The sequence below is a fragment of the Colwellia sp. NW0002-52-1 genome (genome assembly GCF_057550865.1).
In genome coordinates, this window is record NZ_BAAJLU010000002.1 from 300,004 (window position 1) to 325,317 (window position 25,314).

Below are 25,314 nucleotides of genomic sequence, written 5' to 3' on the forward strand. Positions count from 1 at the left end.
ATGAGTACTGATGCGAGTAATGGTATGAGTAATAAAGTTCGCTATATCGGCCTAATGTCTGGTACTAGCGCTGATGGAATTGATCTCGCGTTAGTTGAGTTTGATCATAACCAAGCTCAGCACGCTAACGGAGCGAACTTACTCGCTAGCTATTATCAAGCATACGATAACCCTACTCAGCAGAAAATAATGCGCTTGTATAACGCCAGCGACAATGAAATAGATTGCGCAGGCAGTTTAAATGTTGAGTTAGCGCAGCAATTTTCACACGCTATTTTAAGTTTTTTAAAACAAGAAAACTTGTCTGCAACAGATATAACTGCAATAGGTTGTCATGGGCAAACAATTCGCCATAGGCCTGTTAAAAATCAACAAATAACATCACCTTTTACTTTGCAAATAGGCTGTTTACAAACATTAGCCTTATTAACCGATATACGTGTGGTTGGCGATTTTAGAACAAAAGATATTGCGTTAGGCGGCCAAGGCGCGCCTTTAGTACCGGCTTTTCATCAAGCAATTTTTGGTTCACCTGAAAAAGACGTGTTTGTGGTTAACATTGGCGGCATCGCAAATATTACTTTTCTTCCTGCTAATGCCTCTCATAAAACCACAGGTTTTGATACCGGACCAGGTAATGCATTAATGGATTACTGGTTTTCACAGCATCAATCAGGACGCTTCGATCCACAAGGCCAATGGGCAAGTTCAGGTACCATTTGTGCGATTTTATTACAGGAAATGTTAAGCGACGCTTACTTTACTCAACCAGCACCTAAAAGCACTGGCCGTGAATATTTTAATGCCCAATGGTTAGCAGAATTTACTGATAATAGCACGTTGTCACCAGCAGATATTCAAGCAACACTAACCGCTTTAACCGCGGAAAGTATTGCCCAACAAATTCATCAACTAAGTACGAAGTCTGACGTATACATTTGTGGTGGTGGCATTGAGAACAACTACTTGGTTTCACTTTTAAAACAGAGACTTACCAAGCATTCAATAGTGAATACTCATACAAAAAATATTAATAGTGATTCACTAGAGGCAATGGCTTTTGCCTGGTTAGCACTGGCATTTGATAAAAATATTTTCGGTAACATTCCAGCAGTTACAGGGGCTAGCAAGCAGGCAGTTTTAGGTATCAGTACCAAACCTTAAAAATAACTAGATTTGAATATTTTTCTCTCTATAATAAAACGTTCCCGTCGAAAAAAAGCACGTTATTTGCGGAATATTTGAACTATTAATATATTAATCATTCTAACAAATAACAGTGTTTGCTTAATCGAAAGTTCGGTTTAATTTTCGACAATTAACGAGGAGGAAACGATGGAGTTTAACGACATACATATTGGTATGAAATGCGGTAGTAAAAAAGGTAGCGGCACCGTTACTTGGATTGATGGCTCAACCCGCACCATTTACATGGCAAATACTGATAACAACAACAGTTTTGAAGTCGGCTTTGAAGATATTATCGAAGACCCTCAAGCACACAACAAAGAAGACGCCTACTACTAAGTTTTATCATCTACTTATGTAGTAAATAGAAGCTCCTTAGGGAGCTTTTTTATTGCTCTAATTTTATTTATGGCCACCTTCATCTGCTATAGTTCAATACAAGCTTGCGACATTGTATGTGATCCTTAATTTTACATTGACTGTATAATTAAGGTAACTAAGGAGCCACAATGAACATTTTGATCACCGGTGGTAGTGGCCTAATAGGGCAAGCACTGATCGAACACTTAAATGCTAAACGCATTATTGTATTAACTCGTAGTATTGAGTTAAGCAAAAAATTATTACCGCCTCATATTGAGTTAGTGACTTCGCTTAACGATATTAACTTTAATGATCTAGATGTCGTTGTAAATCTAGCCGGTGAAGCTATTGTTGATAAAAGATGGACAAGTAAACAAAAGCAAATTATTTGCCAAAGTCGTTGGAAAATAACTCAAGATTTAGTTGATAAAATTCAACAAGCGATTAGACCACCCCATAGCTTTATTTCTGGCAGTGCTATAGGGTATTATGGCCGTCAAGGCTCTTTGCCTATCGATGAGAGTCATCAAAACATACACGATGAATTTAGTCATCATGTCTGCCAAAAATGGGAAGCAATAGCGCAGCAAGCTCAATCAGAAGATACACGTGTTTGCCTTATTCGCACCGGAATAGTATTAGCCAATAATGGTGGTGCGTTGCAGAAAATGTTACCACCCTTTAAGCTCGGCTTGGGTGGTCCTATTGCTAGTGGTAAACAATTTATGTCGTGGATACATATTGATGACATGGTTGCCGTGTTATTAGCCACAATTTATCAAACTGAACTCGCTGGGCCGATAAATGCAACAGCACCTATGCCAGTAACGAATAAAGAGTTTTCTCAAACCCTAAGTGCTGTACTTAGTCGACCTTGCTTATTTAAAGTACCGGCTTTTATATTGCGATTATTATTAGGAGAATCCGCCGATTTGGTATTATATGGGCAGAATGTATTACCGACCAAACTGTTAAATAACCACTTTAAGTTCCAATATCCAACTTTACAGATAGCTTTAAAGAAGCTATTGATAAGCCATAATTAATAAACTATAGGTAACAACTTGAAAGCAGACTTTCTTCCACACGGACAATGCAGCTTTACTGTAGAAGGAAACATTATATCTATTGATGCGACTGGTCCATGGAATATAGAGTTTTTTAAAAAAATGCACGTTGATCTTACAAACATTATTATTAACAATGTTGATAGCCAGAACTTCGCAGTATTACTCATTTTAAGAGGCCTGCCATTAGCCACAAAAAACGCTTTAGATTATCATGTAAAACTTGTTAGCACTGGTCAAACAAAAGCTTTAGCAATCTACTCTTGTTTGAGCGAGTCACCGGCAATTGCCGAGAGTATTTTTCAAAAAGCTTATAGTCAAGCTGGGTTAAAAAACAAATCTTTCGATTCAATTGAAATGGCTAAAATTTGGTTAAATAGCCAATTGACCAAATCGTTTTAAACTATAAACCTACGCTCTATTCAATACCTCTACTTTTCTTAGTTATTAGCTTATTTATATCCAGCTAATCAATTTATACTCATTGGATTAATGAAGTGGCCTTCGTTTTTATAATTAAAAATGAACAGCTAATTAATTACTCAACTTGGTATGGTTTAACTAAAAAATAAAACTATATAACGAAAAAAGGTGAGCACAAGCTCACCTTTTCTAGTTGTAATATCCGAATCAACTATGATTTAAAACGGAATATCATCATCAAAATCAATCGTTGGCTCTTGTGGGTTTACCTTAGGAGCATTTTGTTGAAAACCGCCTGACTGTTGAGACGACTGCTGCTGGTATCCACCAGATTGCTGTTGATACCCACCAGACTGTTGAGAGTTTTGTTGCTGTTGAGCAGGTTGTTGATAACCACCGCTTTGTTGTGCCGGTTTGTTATAAGCTTGTTGTGGTGCTGCTTGCTGATTAAATCCACCACCTTGTTGAGGTGCTGCAGCTTGCTGCTGGAAACCGCCAGACTGTTGAGGTGCTTGTTGGTTAAAGCCGCCTGCGCCAGCACCGCTACCGCCACGTGAGTCTAGCATTTGCATTGTGCCGTTAAAGCCTTGAACTACAATCTCAGTAGTATATTGATCTTGGCCTTGTTGGTTCTGCCATTTACGTGTTTGCAAAGCGCCTTCAATATAAACTTTAGAGCCTTTCTTTAAATATTCGCCAGCGATTTCTGCTAATTTACCGAACATTACTACGCGGTGCCATTCTGTTTTTTCTTTTTGTTCACCGGTTTGCTTGTCTTTCCAACTTTCAGAAGTTGCAATAGTAAGGTTAGCAACCCCACCACCGTTAGGCATAAAACGTACTTCAGGGTCTTTCCCTAAGTTACCTAAAATTATTACTTTATTGACACCAGCCATGAACAAAATCCTATATTTACAGTAAAGTGAGACTTTACATATTTAACACTACCTAAGCGTGGGCTCGCTCAGAATATTTATTTTTAATAACAATATTCAGATTCTACCACTACGGGTAAATAATTACGCTAGGTTTACACTATTTTTCTGAAATATTTTATCACTTATGTCTAAATTGCCACATACCTGAATCTATATATTACTGCTCAATCACGAGGTTATTAACTTGCTAGATAGCCATAATATATAGAGGCGGTTTCACATATCAACAATGCAGCTTTTAGCAATTTATAGCTCAATAAAATTCGCTTTCATCGTATCGATTGTTGCCGCTGAAATTTTTTGAGACTTTTTATTCTTATGATCAAAGTGCACCATAACGGCAGTGCCAGAAGCACACTTTTTATCGTCTTGCCAAGCTTCTTGATAAACATCAAACGAGCTATTTCCGATCCGGCTGATATACGTTTTTAATTCTACTTCAGCGCCATATTGTAATTCTGCATGAAACTCAACTGTGGTTTTAGCCAAAATCAATTTCCAATTACTTAAACTTAAATCTGGTGTAAACCATTTAAAAACTGGATCTCTTGCACCTTCAAACCACTGTGCAACTACGGTATTGTTGATATGACCTAGGCCATCAGTTTCACAAAATCTTGGTTTTATACTTTCTTTTATCATGATAACTCTCTACATCTTTTGGGATCAGGTATGCATTGATAGCCAGTAATTAAAACTGCTAAATGCACCTTACAATATACTTTATTCAAACATTCTACAGAGATTTTGCAACAAGGTAATTAAATTACTAGCGCTTTGTTGTATGCTAAACACAGATTAGCTGCACTACGATTAATAATAAGAAAATAAACATGACAGATTTTATTGAAGTATACCCAAATGCGCTTAGCCCAGAATTTTGTGCAAAGTTCATTCAAGACTTTGAAAACAGTAAACATAAAGTGGCAGGAAGAACGGGCGGCGGTGTCGATACAACGAAAAAGCTCAGCCAAGACATTTATCTTAATCAACATGCTGAATTTCAGCCGGCACTACAAACCATTTTACAAGCTTGCAGTAAGCAAATTACCGACTATATTAGTCAATATTTTTTCAGTTTAATTGGCGGTATTGCACTTACAGTTCAACACCCTAAAACTAAACAACCGGTTTTATTAACTGTTGATAATTTTGAAGAAGTTGGCAAACCAAACTTATTTAATTTAATTAAGTATTTATTTAATTTAGCGCCAGTTAACGCGCAAAGTTATGAGCAAGGTAAAGGTAATTATGGCTATTGGCACTCGGAAATATACCCACAATTAGGCGATAACAAAGCATTGCATCGTGTGCTACTTTTTATTATTTATTTAAATGACGTGGAAGAAGGCGGCGAAACAGAGTTTTATTATCAGAATAAAATTATTAAGCCCAAAGCCGGCAGCATGATTATTGCTCCATGTGGTTTTACCCATACACACCGTGGAAATATACCTATTTCATCAAACAAGTACGTATTAACCTCTTGGATGAGCTATAACCCAGCACAACAAATATATACTACGAGTTAGTATAGTTGTTGTACTGTTTTTATATTAGTTTATAGTAAATATTGTGCAAAAAAGCAGCTTGTCACAACAATAAAAAACAATATAAATTATATGGAAATAAATCAATAACTTATGGATAAAATACTTATATGTATTGCTGCTTTTTTTATCAGCCACTGTGCTACTGCTAAGCAATTACCTGTACTAATAGTTGCTAGCGAGGAGTGGCAAGAATATACCAATGCTGATGGCACAGGTACATATTGGGATATTGTTAGAGCAATTTATGGCAAAGACTATCAATTAGAGTTTATATCTACCAGCTGGAGTCGCGCTTTAAGCCTAGTTGAAACGGGCCGAGCAGACATGATCGTTGGAAGTTATAAACATAAAAATCGGCAATTACTATTCCCCAAATACCACCTTGATATTGAATACCCTCTCTATGCAATTTATGATCAAAGTAAGCACAATATAAGCCAAGCTAACGACCTGGCCGGATTAACAATTGCAGGGAGAAAAGATTACGAACTACAAAAGTTTTTACCTAAGAATTCCCGCTTTTATGGTGTAGATTATATCGATAATATTGCTAAGCTAATTGAAAAAAAACGCGTAGATGTCGCTGTTACTTATCACACTAATTTAGGTTTAGCTGACCCTAAAACCCAATATAGCCATAAAGTCATTGGCCCAGAAGAGCGCTTATATTTAGCTTTTACACAATCAGAGAAAGGGCAAAAGCTACAAGCGCATTATGACCAAGAAATTATCAAGTTAGTTTCCGGTAACGAAATAAAGCAATACTTCATTAACGATGAGGAATATCAACACGCCCAGCTTGATACTTTAATATCATTAAAATAAACGGCTCAGCAATAGAATAGCACCAGTGAAAAATTAACACTGTAATACCTAACAATCATAAAAACAGATAATTACCAGGCATAAAATTTGGTCACTAGTTATTATGCTTATAAACTTTATAACGTGGTTGTTGCTCATTTCACATTTTAAATGAGCAACTAAATATTCAACTTGCTATAAATACTGTTTTTATAGGAACCGCTTTAATAGCCTGTCGATTTGCGTCATTCGTAAACGTTTTAATAATTTACGCGGTTTATCGGGGTAATTATGCAAGCTTTCAATGTCAGCGATATTATGAATAATTTTGGTATGCTCGGTAATACGTTGAAATTCGGCATTAAACTTATCCGCTAACTGCCCTTTTTCATCATCGAGTAAAATACCATTCTCTAAATCAAGCGACCAAGCCCGAGGATTTAAATTGCTTCCCGTTAATAAGTGATAGCGATTATCTGCCACTATGCCTTTCAAGTGAAAGCTGTTGCTATCATGCTGCCACAACCTCAGTGACAAATTTCCATTATCGAGAAATTTTTGACGACGAGATAAAAAGCTCACCAGTAAACGTTCATAAATATAAGGTACTATTTCAACGGTTGAAAAAGTGGTTTCATCAGGGTTATAAAAGTCATTGGCTTTTTTATCACCCACCGTTAAAGTAACTTTTACACCACGTTTTAGTGCCGCATCTAAGTCTCTGAGCAAAGGCTTAGGTAAATTAAAATAAGGGGTAAAAATAACTAACGACTCTTGGCTATTGCGCACTAAATCTCTAATAGCGCGATTTAGCTGATTGCCTCGGCGGCCACAACCTACCAGCATAGACGCTTGAATATCTTCGATATTATTGTCAGGCTTTTGCGTGTTAAAAGCTTTATATTTTTCCGCTTTTAATAACTTAGTTAAGCGAACAATTTTACGCTTTATTCTTTTTGCATTGGGGACATCACCTTGATTTAATAGCGGAGCCAATGCGGGTTCAATAAAGCAGCGTTGCAAGTATTCACAAAAGTTATCTGCTAAAGCCTGACTGTTTAAACGATAATAGCGATCGAGGCGATAACGCTCTGTTTGCTGTAAATAAATATCATTAATACTGGCGCCGGTGTAAAGCAATACATTGTCAACTACCATGCCTTTTAAGTGTAAAACGCCCAGTAATTCTTTACGCTTAACGGGTACACCATAAATCTTAATAGATACTTTGTGTTGCTTTTCAAGCGCTAAGTAAAGGTCACGGTTACCGCCAGATTCTTTATCACCAATTAAGCCTCTTTGTGCACGATGAAAATCTACGAATAAGCAAATATCTAATGATGGCGTTTTTTGCTTAGCTTGATATAAAGCGGCTAGCACTTCTCTGCCGGCTTCATCGTCTTGTATATAAAGCGCAGAAATGTAGATACGAGTGGTGGCTTGGGAAATTTCTGCCAATAGTAATTGTTTAAAATCAGCAGCTGAATTGGCAATTTCGATATCTGTAGCAGCTATCCCAACCATAGTATTAATGGCAACCATATTAACGGTTGCCTGCGTGCGTAATGGAAAATTTCTGTGTGTTATTATTATTCATTCTGCCTAGATAATTATTTTTTCAGAGTAAACTGCGCTAATTGTACCGCAAGATCTTCTGCAAGTTGAGAAATATTAGCACCGGCATTTGCGGCGTCTTCAGCTGACTGTAACAAATTATCAGTACTTTCAGCAATATCATGGGTGTTTCCTGTAATACCAATCACCATATTTCGTTGTTGCTCAACAGCATTTGATATTTGAGTGGTTGCTGAAACTATTTCAGTAACACTCTGACTGACCTGTTGAAAGGCATCAGCCACTAGTGCGGTTTTTTCAACGCCTTGCTCAGCCTGTTCAACACCATTTTTCATCGCTTCAACTGAACGGCCGGTACCTAACTGTAACTGTTCGATAATGCGTTGAATTTCACTGGTAGAATCTTGTGTTCTAACCGCTAATGTTCGCACTTCGTCAGCAACAACGGCAAAACCTCTACCTTGATCTCCTGCTCGTGCCGCTTCTATTGCGGCATTTAATGCTAATAAGTTAGTTTGATCTGCTATCTCTCTGATCACATTAACAAACTTACCAATCTCACTACTATGCAACGCGAGCTCATTGATAACTTCAGCGGAAGCATTTACTTGAGAAGATATAGCGGTGATTACATTGGCAGTATCACTTATAACTTCTTCACCATGATTAACACTTGTGTATGCATGCTCTGTCAGGATTTTAGCGTCCGCCGTATTTGATGAGATTATTTGCACAGAATCATTAACTTGATTAATAGAACTAGCAACTTGATGAGTATCTTGCTGCTGTAGGGCAATATTTTTTTCCATCGCTTCGGTTAGGCTATTAATATTAGCTGCTGCCGATTTTAGTACCGAAACATCATTAGCAACTCTCGATAATAATGTATGAATTTTGTGCTGCATTTGGCTAAAACGACGAGTAATATCGCCAAGCTCATCCTTCGCACTGCTGCTAATATTAAATGAGAAGTCACCATTACCTAATCGCTCTGCGGCTAAGTTTATTTTATTTACATTTTCACTTAACGACTGGTAAATACCCACCAATAAATAGCTTATCGCCAACATAATAATCACAAGTATTACCGATAATAACCACAATGCTTGCACGCCACTATTTTTTAACTGTTGAATACGATCAACTAAAAGTTTATCTGACAAAACCATTAATTCTTGCTGCTGCTTGTATTGCGCATCTCCTAAGCTTTTGGCTTGAGCGGCACGCCATTGAATGCTATCAGGATTAATAACTTCGCTACGCAGTAATGCCTGATAATTGTCTACCGATTGCTTTACATTTTCATATTGCGATAAGTAGTTATTAAACATGTTAGGGGCAACACGTTTAAGTTGTTCAATAGTTTTTGCGTACTGTAGCTGTAGTTCATCTAAACGATTATCTAAAGCAACTAGCAAAGTATATGTTTCAGCACTAAAACCGTTATTACTAATAATACTGATTGTTAAGTCTTTAACCCTGCCGGTGTATTCAACTAAGGCAGGCATTCTTATCAACGCCGCTTCAGCAAGATAAAAAGCTTGTGGATCTGGCTCTCTCGACAAACCACTTACTGCTGCTAAGTTTTCTCGCTCGGCGAATGTTTTATCGTAAAACATCGAAAAGTCATTAAATTTCCGCTCGCTAACGCGTAAGTTTTGCCAACCCACAAGCAAGGTTTGCTTATTATTTTCGGGCAACGTTAGTTGCTCAATTTTCTGAGTAATATCATTGCTACGATTTTGACTTAAACGAATATTTCCAACCGCTTGTTCGAGCTCAACGATAGCACTGATCTGAGTATTGCCCGATAATTCTAATTGATATTGATTGAGATTATGGAATTGTTGTTTAACAATCCAAATGAAACTAGCGATCAGTGGCAGATAAAACATTAAGGCTAAGAGAGAAAATTTAGCTTTAAACCTGAGTGAGTTCGAAATAGCAATTGCGGGGTTGAATATTAGCGTCATAGTCACTCTTATCTATTAGTTATCTACAAAATGCTTTTTGTAAGCATATCATTAGACCTTGATAAGTTAATGATTATTTCAATTTAAATTATTGTCTTTGTGATCAGTTATTGAATTTTCAGATAAATTGCCATGAGCATTAATTATATAAGGCTCATGGCATTTCAGTTTTACTTATTGCGTTATTAGCTTAGATTTTCGCGGCCAGTTCTGCCGCTTGTCTTATCGCGCGTTTTGCATCAAGTTCAGCAGCAACATTTGCACCGCCAATCAAGTGAGCATTAACGTTTTGTGCTTCTAACTGCTTATAAAGACTACGCTCAGACTCTTGCCCAGCACAAATAATCACATTGTCTACTTTCAACGTTTGCTGCTCGCCATCAATGGAAATAACTAAGCCTTCATCATTTACTTCGTCGTAAGACACACCCGCTATCATTTGTACGCCATTTTTCTGTAAGGTTGCACGATGGATCCAGCCAGTGGTTTTACCTAAGCCCGCGCCCACTTTAGTGGTTTTACGTTGCAGTAAGTACACTTCGCGATTTGGCGCTTCATGTGCCATTTTACCCGATAACCCACCATTTTCTTGATAGGCTTTGTCGACACCCCAACTGGCTAACCATTTGTCAGCATTGGTGGTTAGCGACTCTTCTTCTACCAAGAATTCAGCAACATCAAAACCAATACCACCGGCACCAATAATGGCTACACGTTTGCCCACAGGTTCTTTATCACGTAGTACTTGAATGTAGGATTTAACTTTTTCGTGTTCAATACCTTTAATGTCTAATGCTCTTGGTACAATACCTGTGGCTAACACTATTTCGTCAAAACCCGCACCCGCTAATTGCTCTGCACTTTGTTGCTGGTTTAAATGCAACTTAACGTCTAACAGCTCAATTTGTTTATTGAAATAACGTAGCGTTTCATAAAACTCTTCTTTACCAGGTATTTGTTTGGCGTAGTTAAATTGCCCGCCAATTTCACTACCACGGTCGAATATTTCAACACTATGGCCGCGCTGAGCCGCATAAACACTAAACGCTAAACCAGCAGGCCCAGCACCCACTACCGCAATTTTTTTCTTGTTATTGGTTTTTACAAAAGTCAGTTCAGTTTCATAACAAGCAACTGGGTTAACTAAACATGAGGCGCGTTTTTGACTAAACACGTGATCTAAACAGGCTTGGTTACAACCAATACAGGTATTAATTTCATCACTTTTATTGGCCGCCGCTTTCACAACAAAGTTTTCATCAGCTAAAAATGGGCGTGCCATCGATACCATGTCGGCTTGTCCTGAAGACAATATTTCTTCTGCCACTTCAGGGGTATTGATACGGTTTGTGGTAATTAAAGGTACTGACACTTCTTTTTTCATTCGCTCGGTGATCCAAGTGAATGCCGCGCGCGGTACTGATGTTGAGATGGTAGGAACGCGAGCTTCATGCCAACCAATACCGGTATTAATTAATGTTGCCCCTGCCGCTTCAACACCTTTAGCCATGGTTACAACATCTTGCCAGCTGTTACCACCATCCACTAAATCAAGCATAGATAAACGGAAAATAATAATAAAATCGTCACCTGCGCTAGCGCGAACAGCACGAATAGTTTCAATGGCTAAACGCATTCTGTTTTCAATGCTGCCGCCCCATTCATCAGTACGTTTGTTTACTTTTACACAGCTAAACTGGTTAATGAGATAACCTTCAGAGCCCATAATTTCAACACCATCGTAGCCTGCTTTTTTCGCCAGTTTTGCAGAATGGGCAAAGTCTTTAATCGTGCCTTTGATTTCGCGCACCGACATAGCTTTTGGGGTAAATGGGTTAATGGGAGATTTTACTTTACTAGCAGACACACTAAATGGGTGGTACGAATATCTACCGGCATGTAATAGCTGCAAACAAATTTTAGTTGGGTATTCGTGCACGGCATCGGTAATTTTTTTATGTTTAGCTACGTGCCAAAACTTACTGAGTTCACAACCCAAAGGAGCTAGGCGACCACGCATGTTAGGACTAATACCACCGGTAACAATAAGCCCAACACCGCCTTTAGCGCGAGCTTTATAAAATGCAGCGAGCTTGTCAAAGCCACCTTTTTCTTCTTCCAGGCCGGTATGCATAGAGCCCATTAACGTTCGGTTAGCTAAAGAGGTAAAGCCTAAATCTAATGGCGCTAATAAATGTGGAAAGGCAGCATTATCATTCATATTAAGTCACTTTTAATGGTTATATTAATTTATAGCTAAGGAATATAAAGGTAGTTTATATTTTTGCTTAAACTTATCAGATTATAAAATATCTGCTAGTAAGCTAAAATTCAAGCTTTATTTTGACACCTGTCAGATAGGAGTGCGTATATAAAAAAATATCTGCTTTGAAAAGCACAAGTTTACTTTCTTTATAATTTGAGTATGCTGCGCTTGAGAAATTAATAGCGGTACGTTGGAGAAGCGATATTAACATCGACAAAAAAATAATTATTGAGCAAATAACCGCTCAGTTACAGCAAGAGTTATCGTTAACTTTAATTGCGGCTAACAACGCACATAAAGCGGCTACTGACGATCAGTCGGTGGCAGAAACACAATACGATACCTTAGCCATAGAGCAAAGTTACTTGGCAGAAGGTCAATCTAGGCGGGTAGATGAGATAAAATTTGCTATTAAACGCTTACAAAGTATTCCGCTTGAAGCATTAGAAACCAAATTAAAAGTAAATGTTGGTGCGGTTATACAATTAGAAAAAGATATAGATAAACAGCAGTGGTTTTTTCTAGCACCTGTTGCCGGTGGTTATCGTTGTAAACTTACTCTGGCAAACAATAACATTTTAAATATTGTCGTTATTACGCCAGAGTCGCCGTTAGGCAATGCATTAGTCGGAAAAGAGTTAGATGATGAAGTTAATATGCAAATAGCCGAAAAGCATATTACAGATTTCATCACCGCGGTATTTTAAAGCCTATTATCCGGCTAACTAGGTTAATATTAACCTTTATTTATTGATTTAATAACGCTTTAATACTCACAAGATCAGCCGTTTTATCGTCTACTTTTAAATAAGCGACAGCTTCTTCATGCATAATGGTTGCTTCAATAACACCCGGCATTTCACTCAGCTTTTGTGCTACTTCAACCGCTTTTTCATCGCTAATAATACTGGTTGAAAAACTATAAGCTTTCGATTTTTTCAAGGGTTTCATACCTAAGGTTAAAAGTAACCAAACTAAAGCAAATAAACCGGTCACCAAAAATATAGTTTGCTCACCAAATTCGCCAGCAACAAAGCCACCTAAAATACCACCAGCAAAAGCTCCTAAAAATTGGCTACTTGAATAAATCCCCATCACACTGCCTTTAACACCGGCAGGGGCTATGCGCGATAATATTGACGGCATAGTGGCTTCTAAGTAATTAAAAGCAGTAAAAAACATCATTACCAATACAACTAAGCTAAACAAACTAGTCGGTAAATACCAAAGTAATAATAGCGCCAAGGTTAACAAGGCAACCGCCGCACTAAACATTTGCTTTTCTTTTTGCTTTTTCATGCCGATGATCATAAATGGCACCATTAAGAAAAATGAGCCAATTAACGTCGGTAAATAAAGCTGCCAATGCTGTTCTAGCGCTAAACCATTAGCAACAAATTGTTTGGGTAAAGTAACAAAACATGCCGTTAACGCCATGTGTAAAATAAATACCCCCCAATTTAAACGCGACAATTGATTGTCACGAATTAAGCTGCCTAATTTTGATGGCAAAGCAACATTGTCGCCTTTAGGGGCGGTATTTATAGAATTGGGGACAATAAATTGAATGGTCAGCATGGCAAATATCGTTAACAAGGCGATAAACCAGAATAAGCCACTTAGCCCAAACGCTTGTGCGACTATTGGGCCAATAATCATGGCGATAGTAAACGAAAGACCAATGAACATGCCAATGGTTGCCATCACTTTAGGACGTTGCTCTTCTCGGCTTAAGTCAGCCGCTAATGCAAGAATGGCACTCGCTATAGCACCGGTTCCTTGTAAAGCTCGGCCAAATACCACGCCATAAATAGTGTCTGACATGGCGGCGACAATACTACCAAGTAAAAAAATGACTAAACCGGTTAAAATAACAGGTTTACGTCCAAATTTGTCTGACAAAATTCCCATTGGAATTTGTAACAAAGCTTGCGTTAAACCATAAGCGCCAATAGCTGCGCCAAGCCAAATAGGGCTATAGCCAATAAGTTGCTCACCGTAAATGGCAAAAACGGGCAAGATCATAAACAAGCCTAGCATGCGCAAGCCAAACACTGACGCCAATGATAATGCGGCTTTCTTCTCGATATTATTTAAACCGGATACGCTCATGAAACTTAAACTCTAATTTTGTAGGGAAGATATAAACGCGCACATATTAACACGGCAATCGAATGAACAAAAACAGAGATTTAAGATGAATTTGGACTAAAAATTGTGCGATAATATTCGGTTCCAACTTTATGTTCAGAACAACGCTACGTTTGGTATCATTAACGATAAAAACAACTTAGTTTAGCGCGTATTATATCGTTAATCATTATGTAAAATGTTACTGAGACATAAGATAATTTAGATTCAGTCTGATCTTTGTTTACGATAATCTCGTATCACAAACCCGGGCGTTAAATTGGTCAAAAGTCATTATGAAAAAAATTGAAGTCAGGGGTGCTCGCACTCATAACTTGAAAAACATTAATGTAGATATTCCTCGCGATAAGTTAGTTGTTATTACCGGCCTTTCGGGCTCAGGTAAGTCTTCATTAGCCTTTGACACTTTATACGCCGAAGGACAAAGACGCTATGTAGAGTCGCTTTCTGCTTATGCTCGCCAGTTTTTATCTTTAATGGAAAAGCCCGATGTGGATCACATTGAAGGTTTGTCTCCTGCTATTTCAATTGAGCAAAAGTCAACCTCGCATAACCCGCGTTCAACCGTGGGAACCATCACCGAAATATATGATTATTTACGCTTACTTTACGCGCGTGTTGGTGAGCCTCGTTGTCCAGACCATCATTTACCGCTTGCTGCACAAACCATTTCTCAAATGGTTGATCGCGTATTAGCGCTAGAAGAAGGCACCAAAGTTATGGTGCTTGCCCCGGTGTTGCAAGACCGTAAAGGTGAACATACTAAATTATTAGATAACCTCGCGGCTCAAGGCTATATTCGTGCCCGTATCGACGGCGAAGTTTGTGACCTTTCAGATCCACCAAGCTTAGAATTACAAAAAAAGCACACCATTGAAGTGGTTGTTGATCGCCTTAAGGTACGTGAAGACATTCAATTACGCCTTTCTGAATCTTTTGAAACCGCCCTTTCACTGACCTCTGGTACAGTAAAAGTCGCCTTTATGGATGATCCTAAAAAAGAAGAATTAGTCTTTTCTGCCAATTTTGCTTGCCCTAAATGTGGTTATAGCATGCAAGAATTAGAACCTCGCTTGTTCTCCTTCAACAATCCTGCAGGGGCATGTCAAACCTGTGATGGTTTAGGTAATCAGCAATTTTTTGATGAAAGTCGAATTATTACTAGCCCAGAACTAAGTTTAGCCGGTGGCGCTATTCGGGGTTGGGATAAACGCAACTTTTATTATTTTCAAATGTTACAAGCCTTGGCTGATCATTATCAGTTTTCGCTTGATTTAGCCTTTAATGAGCTAGATAAAAAAACTCAGCAATTAATTTTAAAAGGCAGCGGCAAGCAAGAAATAGAATTTAAATATATGAACGATCGCGGTGACATTGTTATTCGCAAACACCCGTTTGAAGGTATTTTAAATAATATGGATCGCCGCTATCGCGAAACGGAGTCAAACGCGGTTCGTGAAGAGTTAGCGAAATACCTTAATAGCCAAAGTTGTCCTGATTGTCATGGTAGCCGTTTACGACTAGAAGCACGTAACGTTTTTGTTGGCGATACGCCGTTACCTGAAGTAGCAGAATATGCCATTGCTGATGCATTAGCTTTTTTCCAAGGCTTAGAGTTAACCGGGCAAAAAGGCCAAATAGCAGAAAAAATTCTTAAAGAAGTTTGTGATCGACTCGGCTTCTTGGTTAACGTAGGGTTAAATTACCTCAACCTATCGCGTGCTGCTGGCACATTATCAGGCGGTGAAGCACAACGTATTCGTTTAGCGAGCCAAATTGGTGCGGGTTTAGTGGGTGTTATGTACGTATTAGATGAGCCGTCTATTGGCTTGCATCAACGTGACAATGAACGTTTGCTAGAAACGCTGATTCATTTACGTGATTTAGGCAATACCGTTATTGTGGTTGAACACGACGAAGATGCTATTCGCGCTGCCGATTACGTAATTGATATTGGCCCTGGAGCAGGTGTGCATGGTGGCCATATTATTGCAGAAGGTAACGTTGATGACATTCTTGCGTGTGAAGACTCACTAACCGGTCAATACCTTTCCGGTAGAGAAGGTATTGAAATACCTAAAAGCAGAGTGCCTTTTGACAAAAAGAACGTTGTTGAATTAAAAGGTGCTACTGGTAACAACTTAAAAAATGTCGACTTAGTTATTCCTAATGGCCTAATGACCTGTATTACCGGGGTTTCTGGTTCAGGTAAATCAACGCTGATCAACGACACTTTGTATAAGTTAGCTCACATTGAATTAAACGGTGCTACCACACAAGAACCTGCGCCATATAAAGAAATTAAAGGTTTAGACTTACTCGATAAAGTTATCGATATAGATCAAAGCCCAATAGGCAGAACACCGCGTTCTAACCCTGCCACTTATACCGGTATTTTTACCGCTATTCGTGACATTTTTGCCGCCACACAAGAGTCGCGTTCACGTGGTTATAAGCCAGGACGTTTCAGTTTTAACGTCAAAGGCGGACGTTGTGAAGCTTGCCAAGGCGACGGTTTAATCAAAGTTGAAATGCACTTTTTACCTGATGTTTACGTACCTTGTGACGTTTGTAAAAGTAAACGCTATAACCGTGAAACTTTAGAAGTAAAATACAAAGGCAAGAGCATTCATGAAGTGCTAGATATGACCATTGAAGACGCTTTTGAATTTTTCGCGCCTATTCCTGCAATAAAACGTAAACTGCAAACGTTAGTAGACGTAGGTTTAAGCTATATTAAGCTTGGACAGTCAGCCACTACTTTATCGGGTGGTGAAGCACAACGGATTAAATTGGCGAAAGAGTTATCAAAACGTGATACCGGTAAAACCTTATATATTTTAGATGAGCCCACCACAGGCTTGCACTTTCACGATATTAAACAACTACTACAAGTGATTCATCGTTTACGTGATAAAGGCAATACCTTAGTGGTTATTGAACATAATTTAGACGTAATTAAAACGGCTGACTGGATTGTTGATTTAGGTCCTGAAGGCGGTGGCGGTGGCGGTGAGATACTGGTTACTGGCACTCCAGAACAAGTGGCAAAATATAAGAGTTCGCATACCGCGAGATTCTTAAAGCCGCTATTAGCTAGCAACACGGTTGCTAAAGATAAAAAGGCTAAATAAGTAACTTACATGAGTAACTTACCTAAGCAATTTTTGATTTTAAAATTGCTGAAAATTACTGTCTGATGCATGTTAAAGGCTTGTTTTTCTAACAAGCCTTTTTTGTTCCTAAACTCTATGTTCTGTGACCTTTATCTCAGCACAATGCTAACCCTCTATTTTTAATAGCTAACTACGCACTAACCAGCCAGCAAGCAAGCAAGCAAGCAAGCAAGCAAGCAAGGATATATTCGACTACTTTATTATTAAGCAATGAAGTGCTATTTCGATATCCGCAAAGCACATTTCGCTCACCTGATTTTCTGAGTTTACATTACCTAACCTGAACTCTGGATAATGAGTGCTTGATACTCAAGTGAATCAAAAGCTTAGGTGGTGAAATAAATGCTATAGCAAGGTGAACATCACGAATTTACACCATCAATGCTTCATCTTATGCCGTTTTCAAGGCAAAACGGTTATGAATAGCGAGCTATTTATCGATGTTTTAACGCAGATAAAGGGTTAAAAGGGAGGATTGAGCAAGTGCTGCTTATCCAGAGTTCAGGTTACCTACTTATAATTACTCACTTTCTTAATTCAATTGGTATAAGATAACTTATCGATTAAATACCAAGAATAAAGCAGTAAGTTAATGACAAAAATAAATAATAATAATTCGCCTTGGCAAAACCCTTTAATCTATTTATTAGCCTTTAGTAGTGGCTTTTGTATCATGAGTATTGAGCTGTTAGGTGGCAGAATTTTAGCGCCGTTTTTTGGCAGTAGCGTACATATTTGGGGCAGTATCATTACGGTATTTATGTTGAGTTTATCATTGGGTTATTTAGCCGGCGGTAAGCTATCAACAAAAAACGCCTCTTTAAACCGTTACGGATTAATATTTATTTGTGCGGGTATTACTGTATTGCCAGTGGCTTTTTCTTCGCAATGGATAATGGAGGCAATATTTCTCGCCATTGAAGATACACGATATGGTTCGTTATTAGCATCCATGGCATTATTTTTTATTCCTACCGTAATACTCGGTATGATTTCGCCCTATTCCGTACGTTTGCTGGTTACTGATAAAGATAAAAGCGGCCAGGTCGCTGGGTTTCTCTACTTTGTATCAACACTGGGCAGTGCGTTAGGCACAATAATTACCTCTTTCTATTTAGTATTACTGTTCGAGGTTAACGACATAATTATGGTCTGTAGTACGGTACTAATTTTACTTGGCGTTAGTGCTATGGTGTTTAATCGTGTGAATCAACAGAAGCATGGTCGCGATAGCAATGTACTTAATCAGCAAGGCACAGCTCATGAATAAGTTTATTTTTACCTTTGTTATTATCAGTGGCTTAGTGATGGGCTCAATGGTCAGCACACCAACATTGGCCAAAACTATTCACAGTGAGCGTTCGTTATACCGCAATATATTAGTGGAAGAGAACAAAGGTTTACGCTGCTTAAAATTTAACGTTAGAAGCTCTAAAACTCAACAAAGCTGTATGTTAGTTGACGATCCACAACGCTTAGTTTTTAACTATACTAAAATGCTTTTCTCCAGTTTATTAATTAACCCGAATCCTGATCGCATTTTAATTATTGGTTTAGGCGGCGGCACCATGTCGAACACCTTACACCAGATCTACCCTAAGGCGATTATTACCAATGTCGAAATTGACCCAGCGGTAATTAAAGTCGCGCGCAATTACTTTAGTTTTTTCGAAAACGACCACATTACAGCGGTAGCGCAAGACGGACGCATTTTTATAAAGCGCGAATCGATAAAAAAGCAGCAATACGATTGGATTATTCTCGACGCATTTAACGGTGACTACATACCTGAGCATTTAATGACTCAAGAATTTTTACAAGAAGTTAAAAATTTACTCAGTGAAAACGGTGTTTTAGCAGCAAATACATTTTCGGTAAGTCGCTTATATAACTACGAGTCAGCGACCTATAAATCTGTATTTGGTGATTTTTTCAATGTTAAAAATAATAACAACAGCAACCGCATTATATTAGCCAGTGCTAAGCCGCTACCTAACAACGATGAAATAGCTGAGCGTGCTTTAGCTTTGCGCGCTAGTTTATTGCCTTTTAATGTTGATATTATTGAGATAAGCCGTCAAATGCTTTCAACGGTTACCACGCAAGATTGGCCAAAAAATTCACCCGTATTAACCGACCAATATTCACCGGCGAATTTATTGAATTTGAAAAACTAGCGGTTAAAACATTACTCGCTAAATACTGGTGTAGTGAAGATATGACGGCAATAAACAAGCTGTGTATAAACCTTGGATAAGCTCTGAGTAAGCCCTTGATAAGCTTTGGGTAAGTGATAACTAAGCTATAGCTAAGTTATAAATAACTACAAATTATCAAATACTTACTAGCTAACCAACACCTAGCTTTAATGCTTGCATGTAGTTAACCAAAGCTTGATGATCAGGGGATGAAGATTTACTTAAGGCCGCCGTTACTCCTTGTTGATCTGCTTTTGTACGATGTTGCCCAAGCTTAGCTTTAGCGTCAATTACATCCATTGAAATTTTAAAGCCGACAATGCCATGAGCTAATTTTTCTTGGTACTCAGGAGTAACTACCTCGCGTGTGTCTAGAAGTGCAGGTTCATATTTAGCCATCAATAAATCTAGCGCTTTAGCAGTTTCAACAGCACTTAATATTTCAGCACTGCCTTTAATATGAACTACCGCATAATTCCAAGTTGGAACGGCGGGTTTATTGGCATACCAGGTAGGTGAAATATAACCATGAGGCCCATTAAAGATCACTAAATGTTGTTGATTTGTATCCTCAACAAACTCACGCCAATGCGGATTGCTACGCGCAAAATGCCCAATTAAATACTGCTTATCGCTATCTAACATTAAGGGCAAATGGCTCGATTGTAATGACGGTGAAACTAACGTAGCAAAGCTATATTTTTCAATAAAAGCATAAATATCTGACTGCTTATCTAAACGCCACTTTTCAGGAACATGCATTAAATATCCTCACTTACGTTCATAGCTTAAGTTCACACCTTAAGTTCAGGGCTTTACTAGTCTTTCTTTTTCAAACTTAAGCGTTTTTTACCACCAGGCTTCTCTGCAGGTTTGTTAACATCTATGCGCGTTAAACTACGTGAAGACGCCGGTGATTTAGAAACAATGCTTTTACTCGCATGTTTAATATCAGCAATGTTTACCTTGGCCGGTGCTTCGTCACTCGTTTGTTCAGTATCACTACCTGCATCGGCGCCGTTTTCAATATAATCATCATCAAGCGCTGTTTTCCGCGATCCGGCTACCGCAGTGGTAATTTCAGCCATTTCGTTGGCGGTTAAATCACGCCATTCTCCAGGACGTAAAGTACCCAACTCAACTTTCATAATACGTGAACGCTTTAATTCAGTAACTTCATAATCGAGGTATTCACACATGCGTCGAATTTGACGGTTTAACCCTTGGGTTAATATGATACGAAAAACAAACTTACTCTCAGGTTTAACAATACACGGCTTAGTAATAGTGCCTAAAATCGGTACACCTTTTGACATGCGCTCAATAAAGCGCTCGCTAATAGGTTTGTCTACTTTGACAATATATTCTTTGTCATGGGCGTTTTCAGCACGTAATATTTTATTAACAATATCACCGTCGCTGGTGAGAAAAATCAAGCCTTCTGATGGTTTATCTAAGCGGCCTATAGGAAATATACGTTTAGTATGACCAATAGCATCAATAATATTACCTTTAACATGGCGCTCAGTAGTACAGGTAATGCCAACGGGTTTGTTATAAGCGATATAAACCCGGTCGGTATGATTACTAGCACTGGCTTTAATCTCATTACCGTCTACACAAACCTTATCGCCCAACACCACTTTAGTGCCAAGCTCGGGCACTTTGCCATTAATGGTTACACGATTGTTTTCGATTAACTTATCGGCAAATCGGCGCGAACAATAACCTGAATCGCTGATATATTTGTTGAGACGTTTTTCGTAACTTGACACTAGCTATCCTAAATAAGATCAGTTAATAATGTTTATGTTCTACATTCGATTAAAACTATTTTACCTAACTTTTGTCACACTGTAGAGTAATGTTATTAAAAGCGTTAAAAAACCTCACAAACTAAGGTAGAAATATGAAAATTGTCGCATTCGGAGCCAGCACCAGTAGCAAATCTATTAACAAACAACTTGCTCAGTACGCTGGCAAGTTAGCTACTGAAATTAAAACAGATATTGATTTAGAAGTGCTTGATTTAAACGATTATGAAATGCCACTTTTTAGCCAAGATAAAGAAGCTGAATTAGGCCAACCTGAAGCGGCAAAAGCTTTTTTTGACAAGTTGGGAGCAAGTGACGCCATTATTATTTCATTTGCTGAACATAACGGCAGTTACACCGCGGCTTATAAAAATTTATTTGATTGGACCTCACGCATCAATCAAAAACTTTTTCAAAGCAAACCTATGCTTTTACTCTCAACCTCTCCAGGACCAGGCGGAGCAGCAAGCGTATTAGCCGCGGCCACAGGATCTGCGCCTTACTTTGCAGGCGATGTAAAAGCATCGTTATCGGTACCCAGCTTTTTTGATAACTTTGATGCCGAACAAGCTCAATTAACTAATACAGCGCTAGCGCTGCAATTAAAAACAGCAGTGCAAAGCTTACTTGCATAGCTTACCTGCATAGCTAATATTAAAGCCCTAGAGCAGCTATAACGCTAGGGCTTGTCAATATCGTTAACTTGACCATTCACAATAACATTAGGTTGTTCAACCTTTTTGCCAACAGTAACTTTTGCGCCTTGATTACTCACAGAAAAAGAGCTGCAAGCCACAAGCGAAAATAGTGTAATAATTATAAATAATAGCTTCACTTTCATGAGTAACCTTAAATGTTAAGCGCTTACTTTTCAGTAACAGTGTTAGATAAAAGCACTAAGGTTTGACGCGTATTTTAGCTAATTGGCGATCATGATATTTAGCTAAAACAATCAATGAAATAATAGCGCCAACTAACGCCAAAGCCATGTCTGATTGCGTGTCCCAAACATACCCTTGAGTACCTAAAAATGCTTCTGCATTCTCACCGGAAGCAACCGCAACCCACCACTCAATTAACTCATAAAAGGCACTAAAAGCTAAGCAAATAGCAACAATAATAACATTTAGCCAAGCCTTTCCATTAACAATACCTTTGCGAATAAGAATTTCACGCGCTAATAAAGCGGGAACAAAACCTTGGAAAAAATGCCCAACTTTATCGTAGTTATTACGCTCAGAGCCCAGCCAATTGGCAATAGTGTCAAACAGCGGTACTTCTGCGTAGGTGTAATGTCCGCCAACCATTAATACAATACAATGTAATAAAATAAAGTTATAAAGTAGCCGCGTTAATGGAAAACTCTTCAACGTTATCGCCATTAACACTATGCCAATAATGGCCGGTAATACTTCTAAAAACCAAGTAAATTGGTCTTTCGGCCCAATGCCTGACCAAATTAAGACAATAAAAAACAAGGTTAACCAAAGCACTTTTAACATATTAATCTTGCTCCATAAAAAATAGAAATAGCCTAAAGCCTGTTAATAACATCACCAACAATATTGCCTAACCTGAACTCTGGATAATGAGTACTTGATACTCAAGTGAATCAAAAGCTTAGGTGGTAAAGTAAATGCTATAGTAAGGTGAATATCACGAATTTACACCATCAATGCTTCATTTTATGCCATTTCCAAGGCAAAACGTTTATGAATAGCGGGCTATTTATCGACGTTTTAACGCAGGTAATGGCTTAAAAGGGAGGATTGAGCAAGTACTGCTTATCCAGAGTCCTGGTTACCTAGCTTCTGGTTTAGCCTTCTTTGTAGTATGTTCCTTTTGGCGCTGCACCAAATAAGCTCATTGCGGCTTGCATCTTATCTTGTGGATAATCGGTAATGGCAAGTTGATGGCTTTCTATTTCATCCCAACGTTCGATCATCATAAACTGATCACTATGCTCATTATGTTTTAACAATTCACATGAAATACAACCTTTCGCAGATGAAATATAAGGCACCAATGTTTGTAAAAATGTATAAAGTTCTGATGATTTCTCTGCTGCGGCAGTAAATTCGTTTACCCGTACTATGCTCATATTTTTTCCTTTTATTTAAACTTAAGCTCAAACTCAATGATTAATGCTAGCTACTCACCTTGCTTTAATGAAGTGAGTAAATTAACAAGGTCACTTGGTTGATACAATGGACCAAATCTGGCGCTAAACTCAGTTATTTTCTCAGCGCTTGGGAAAGTATAATACTCACCTGCACTTCCCTGATTTTTAGTGATAATTTTACCGTCGTTATCTAGTGTTTCAATCGCTTGTTCAATTAATTGGCAACCGCCAACATATAAAGACAATACATGCCAAAGATAAGATTTATTTTGCTGCACCGCTAGCGTTGAGTTATTAATAATTCGGCCTGTATCTATAGAGCTATCATCGATAAAATGCAAGCTGGTCGACAACTCTTCATCACCATTTAACAATGCCCAAAACGTCGCCATAACACCGCGATAATCGGGCAACTTACCAGAATGTAAATTAATAACGCCGTGTTTTGACAGGGCAATAATCGGGTTTTTCAAAATAACACCATAACGAATGGAAATAATTAAATCAGGGGATAATGCCTGAATTTTTTCTATCCCTTGTTCAGCGTTTATCTGATTTAAAGTTTCAATTTGAATACCGTGGTGCTGAGCAATTTCTGGGTAAGTTTTAAACATTAGCTTTTGAGCAGTAACCTTTGGAAGCTGCTCTAAAGCTTGATAAATATCATGCTGTTCAAATCTCGCTAAATCTTGCAGTGCTTGCGGTCGTGTTGAATTACCACCCACTTTGCTCGATAAAAACACCTTGATATTATGTGGTGCTAACGCGGGTAATAATAAATTTAACGCTAAATTGCTGGCTATATCATTATTCAGTAATAACACAATATTCATCAAAAAATTTTCCTGTACTAATTATTTAATTCGGCTGGGCTCGAAGGTCGAATAATGCGGTAAATCAGCATTAAACTCTTCCCAGTTGGCTTTAGAGTCGACAAAATTATGCGATATCGGTCGCTCGGCAATATCAGAATCAAATATGCCTAGCCGCACACGAACCCTTAACTTATCAGCTTCATTACTGCTATATACAGGGCTTCCGCAATGTTGACAAAAATAACGCGTACGTCCTGGCTTAAAAGAAAAAGCGCTTAACGCTGAATGACCTTTTTCGATAATAAAATCTGTACGATTCACAAAGCCATTGGTGGCATAAGCTGTGCCAGAGTTTTTCCGACAAAGTGAACAGTGACAATGGATAATATCGCTTATTATTCCGTGCACGCTAATGGCAACCGCGCCACATAAGCATTTTCCGCTATACATAAATTACAAGTCGCTCTGCAAAGGTGTTAAATTTTTCATCATATAATATCTGCAACCAGTTTTTGGATAGCCTTGCTGTGTCCATTGCACTTGATAGCCGTATTTTTCATAAAATGGCATAGCTTGAAAGTTCAAGGTATCGAGTAAGGCTTTATTACAACCTCTGGCCTGCGCAGCCTGTTCAATTTCATGTAATATTTTACTACCCACCTGTTGGCCGCGTAGTGTTTCAGAGACCCATAAGGTGTTGATCATTAACCAATCGCCGAAGGTACGCCCAGCGGCGCCAGCAATGACATCACCGTTTTCAGCTTTTAGCTGTACTGCAATTGCTTTACGTTCACTTACCTCCCAATGAGCCCAGTTAAATTCAGCTATTTTTTTATCTAAAAAAGCAATTAACTCGGTCTCTGGGTTTTCAACCACTTCAATTTTCAA

The 25,314-nt window shown here is 38.4% G+C and carries 25 protein-coding genes; 11 read left to right on the plus strand and 14 right to left on the minus strand.

Translation table 11 applies throughout. The annotated features are described in order from the left end of the window. From AC27H3_RS04060 to AC27H3_RS04075, 4 genes are all read left to right on the plus strand, one after another. Positions 1-1,164: an anhydro-N-acetylmuramic acid kinase gene (locus AC27H3_RS04060; protein ID WP_487103913.1), complete on the plus strand. Its 1,164-nt coding sequence runs from the start codon at positions 1-3 to the stop codon at positions 1,162-1,164. 171 nt (positions 1,165-1,335) lie between these two features. Then, a complete protein-coding gene (locus tag AC27H3_RS04065; RefSeq protein WP_487103914.1) occupies positions 1,336-1,527 on the plus strand; it encodes a hypothetical protein in 192 nt (63 codons plus the stop codon). Between the two features lie 170 nt (positions 1,528-1,697). Then, the gene (locus AC27H3_RS04070; RefSeq protein ID WP_487103915.1) at positions 1,698-2,597 is read left to right on the plus strand and encodes a TIGR01777 family oxidoreductase; all 900 of its coding nucleotides are present in this window, start codon (positions 1,698-1,700) and stop codon (positions 2,595-2,597) included. Between the two features lie 18 nt (positions 2,598-2,615). After that, positions 2,616-3,020 carry a hypothetical protein gene (locus tag AC27H3_RS04075; RefSeq protein ID WP_487103916.1) on the plus strand — a complete coding sequence of 135 codons (405 nt, stop codon included), beginning with the start codon at positions 2,616-2,618 and terminating at the stop codon, positions 3,018-3,020. A gap of 239 nt (positions 3,021-3,259) precedes the next feature. Here AC27H3_RS04075 and ssb read toward each other — a convergent pair whose 3' ends face one another. Together ssb and AC27H3_RS04085 are read right to left on the minus strand one after the other, a co-directional pair. Continuing rightward, positions 3,260-3,937 carry a single-stranded DNA-binding protein gene (gene ssb / locus AC27H3_RS04080; RefSeq protein WP_487103918.1) on the minus strand — a complete coding sequence of 226 codons (678 nt, stop codon included), beginning with the start codon at positions 3,935-3,937 and terminating at the stop codon, positions 3,260-3,262. 288 nt (positions 3,938-4,225) lie between these two features. Beyond that, positions 4,226-4,621: an acyl-CoA thioesterase gene (locus AC27H3_RS04085; protein WP_487103919.1), complete on the minus strand. Its 396-nt coding sequence runs from the start codon at positions 4,619-4,621 to the stop codon at positions 4,226-4,228. Positions 4,622-4,812: 191 nt separating this feature from the next. On the opposite strand from AC27H3_RS04085, the gene AC27H3_RS04090 reads away from it, so the two are divergent. After that, positions 4,813-5,511, plus strand: a complete 699-nt coding sequence (locus AC27H3_RS04090; protein WP_487103921.1) for a 2OG-Fe(II) oxygenase — start codon at positions 4,813-4,815, stop codon at positions 5,509-5,511. A gap of 111 nt (positions 5,512-5,622) precedes the next feature. Beyond that, positions 5,623-6,357 (plus strand): substrate-binding periplasmic protein, encoded by a 735-nt coding sequence (locus AC27H3_RS04095; protein ID WP_487103923.1) that lies wholly within the window; start codon positions 5,623-5,625, stop codon positions 6,355-6,357. A 189-nt stretch (positions 6,358-6,546) separates the two neighbouring features. Here AC27H3_RS04095 and pssA read toward each other — a convergent pair whose 3' ends face one another. The 3 genes from pssA to AC27H3_RS04110 form a co-directional block, all read right to left on the minus strand. Further along, positions 6,547-7,878: a CDP-diacylglycerol--serine O-phosphatidyltransferase gene (pssA, locus tag AC27H3_RS04100; protein WP_487103925.1), complete on the minus strand. Its 1,332-nt coding sequence runs from the start codon at positions 7,876-7,878 to the stop codon at positions 6,547-6,549. Positions 7,879-7,946: 68 nt separating this feature from the next. Further along, entirely contained in the window at positions 7,947-9,884 is a 1,938-nt protein-coding gene (locus tag AC27H3_RS04105) for a methyl-accepting chemotaxis protein (protein WP_487103927.1), read from the minus strand. A 190-nt stretch (positions 9,885-10,074) separates the two neighbouring features. Further along, positions 10,075-12,105 (minus strand): oxidoreductase, encoded by a 2,031-nt coding sequence (locus AC27H3_RS04110; RefSeq protein ID WP_487103929.1) that lies wholly within the window; start codon positions 12,103-12,105, stop codon positions 10,075-10,077. A gap of 365 nt (positions 12,106-12,470) precedes the next feature. Here AC27H3_RS04110 and AC27H3_RS04115 point away from each other — a divergent pair, with 365 nt between their 5' ends. Further along, complete coding sequence (locus tag AC27H3_RS04115; protein ID WP_487103931.1) at positions 12,471-12,857, plus strand: hypothetical protein; 387 nt, start codon at positions 12,471-12,473, stop codon at positions 12,855-12,857. 40 nt (positions 12,858-12,897) lie between these two features. Here the strand turns inward: AC27H3_RS04115 and AC27H3_RS04120 are convergent, their stop codons facing one another. Then, positions 12,898-14,262, minus strand: coding sequence for an MFS transporter (locus AC27H3_RS04120; RefSeq protein WP_487103933.1), 1,365 nt, complete (start codon positions 14,260-14,262; stop codon positions 12,898-12,900). A gap of 314 nt (positions 14,263-14,576) precedes the next feature. On the opposite strand from AC27H3_RS04120, the gene uvrA reads away from it, so the two are divergent. The 3 genes from uvrA (at position 14,577) to AC27H3_RS04135 (ending at position 19,654) form a co-directional block, all read left to right on the plus strand. After that, positions 14,577-17,435: an excinuclease ABC subunit UvrA gene (uvrA, locus tag AC27H3_RS04125; protein ID WP_487103935.1), complete on the plus strand. Its 2,859-nt coding sequence runs from the start codon at positions 14,577-14,579 to the stop codon at positions 17,433-17,435. A gap of 634 nt (positions 17,436-18,069) precedes the next feature. Further along, positions 18,070-18,747, plus strand: coding sequence for a fused MFS/spermidine synthase (locus AC27H3_RS04130; RefSeq protein WP_487103937.1), 678 nt, complete (start codon positions 18,070-18,072; stop codon positions 18,745-18,747). A gap of 37 nt (positions 18,748-18,784) precedes the next feature. Beyond that, complete coding sequence (locus tag AC27H3_RS04135) at positions 18,785-19,654, plus strand: spermidine synthase (RefSeq protein ID WP_487103990.1); 870 nt, start codon at positions 18,785-18,787, stop codon at positions 19,652-19,654. A 171-nt stretch (positions 19,655-19,825) separates the two neighbouring features. Here AC27H3_RS04135 and AC27H3_RS04140 read toward each other — a convergent pair whose 3' ends face one another. Next, entirely contained in the window at positions 19,826-20,437 is a 612-nt protein-coding gene (locus AC27H3_RS04140; RefSeq protein WP_487103939.1) for an FMN-binding negative transcriptional regulator, read from the minus strand. A gap of 56 nt (positions 20,438-20,493) precedes the next feature. Then, complete coding sequence (gene rluF, locus AC27H3_RS04145; protein ID WP_487103941.1) at positions 20,494-21,450, minus strand: 23S rRNA pseudouridine(2604) synthase RluF; 957 nt, start codon at positions 21,448-21,450, stop codon at positions 20,494-20,496. A gap of 134 nt (positions 21,451-21,584) precedes the next feature. On the opposite strand from rluF, the gene AC27H3_RS04150 reads away from it, so the two are divergent. Then, positions 21,585-22,124, plus strand: coding sequence for an NADPH-dependent FMN reductase (locus AC27H3_RS04150; protein WP_487103943.1), 540 nt, complete (start codon positions 21,585-21,587; stop codon positions 22,122-22,124). Positions 22,125-22,168: 44 nt separating this feature from the next. Here AC27H3_RS04150 and AC27H3_RS04155 read toward each other — a convergent pair whose 3' ends face one another. From AC27H3_RS04155 to AC27H3_RS04180, 6 genes are all read right to left on the minus strand, one after another. Then, on the minus strand, positions 22,169-22,330 hold the full coding sequence (locus tag AC27H3_RS04155) for a hypothetical protein (RefSeq protein ID WP_487103945.1): 162 nt from the start codon (positions 22,328-22,330) through the stop codon (positions 22,169-22,171). Between the two features lie 55 nt (positions 22,331-22,385). Next, positions 22,386-22,991 carry a DUF2238 domain-containing protein gene (locus AC27H3_RS04160; RefSeq protein WP_487103946.1) on the minus strand — a complete coding sequence of 202 codons (606 nt, stop codon included), beginning with the start codon at positions 22,989-22,991 and terminating at the stop codon, positions 22,386-22,388. A 314-nt stretch (positions 22,992-23,305) separates the two neighbouring features. Next, the gene (locus AC27H3_RS04165) at positions 23,306-23,590 is read right to left on the minus strand and encodes a putative quinol monooxygenase (RefSeq protein WP_487103948.1); all 285 of its coding nucleotides are present in this window, start codon (positions 23,588-23,590) and stop codon (positions 23,306-23,308) included. A 50-nt stretch (positions 23,591-23,640) separates the two neighbouring features. Continuing rightward, positions 23,641-24,444, minus strand: coding sequence for a formyl transferase (locus AC27H3_RS04170; protein ID WP_487103950.1), 804 nt, complete (start codon positions 24,442-24,444; stop codon positions 23,641-23,643). 21 nt (positions 24,445-24,465) lie between these two features. Next, positions 24,466-24,876 carry a GFA family protein gene (locus AC27H3_RS04175; protein ID WP_487103952.1) on the minus strand — a complete coding sequence of 137 codons (411 nt, stop codon included), beginning with the start codon at positions 24,874-24,876 and terminating at the stop codon, positions 24,466-24,468. A 3-nt stretch (positions 24,877-24,879) separates the two neighbouring features. Then, on the minus strand, positions 24,880-25,314 hold the full coding sequence (locus AC27H3_RS04180) for a GNAT family N-acetyltransferase (RefSeq protein ID WP_487103954.1): 435 nt from the start codon (positions 25,312-25,314) through the stop codon (positions 24,880-24,882).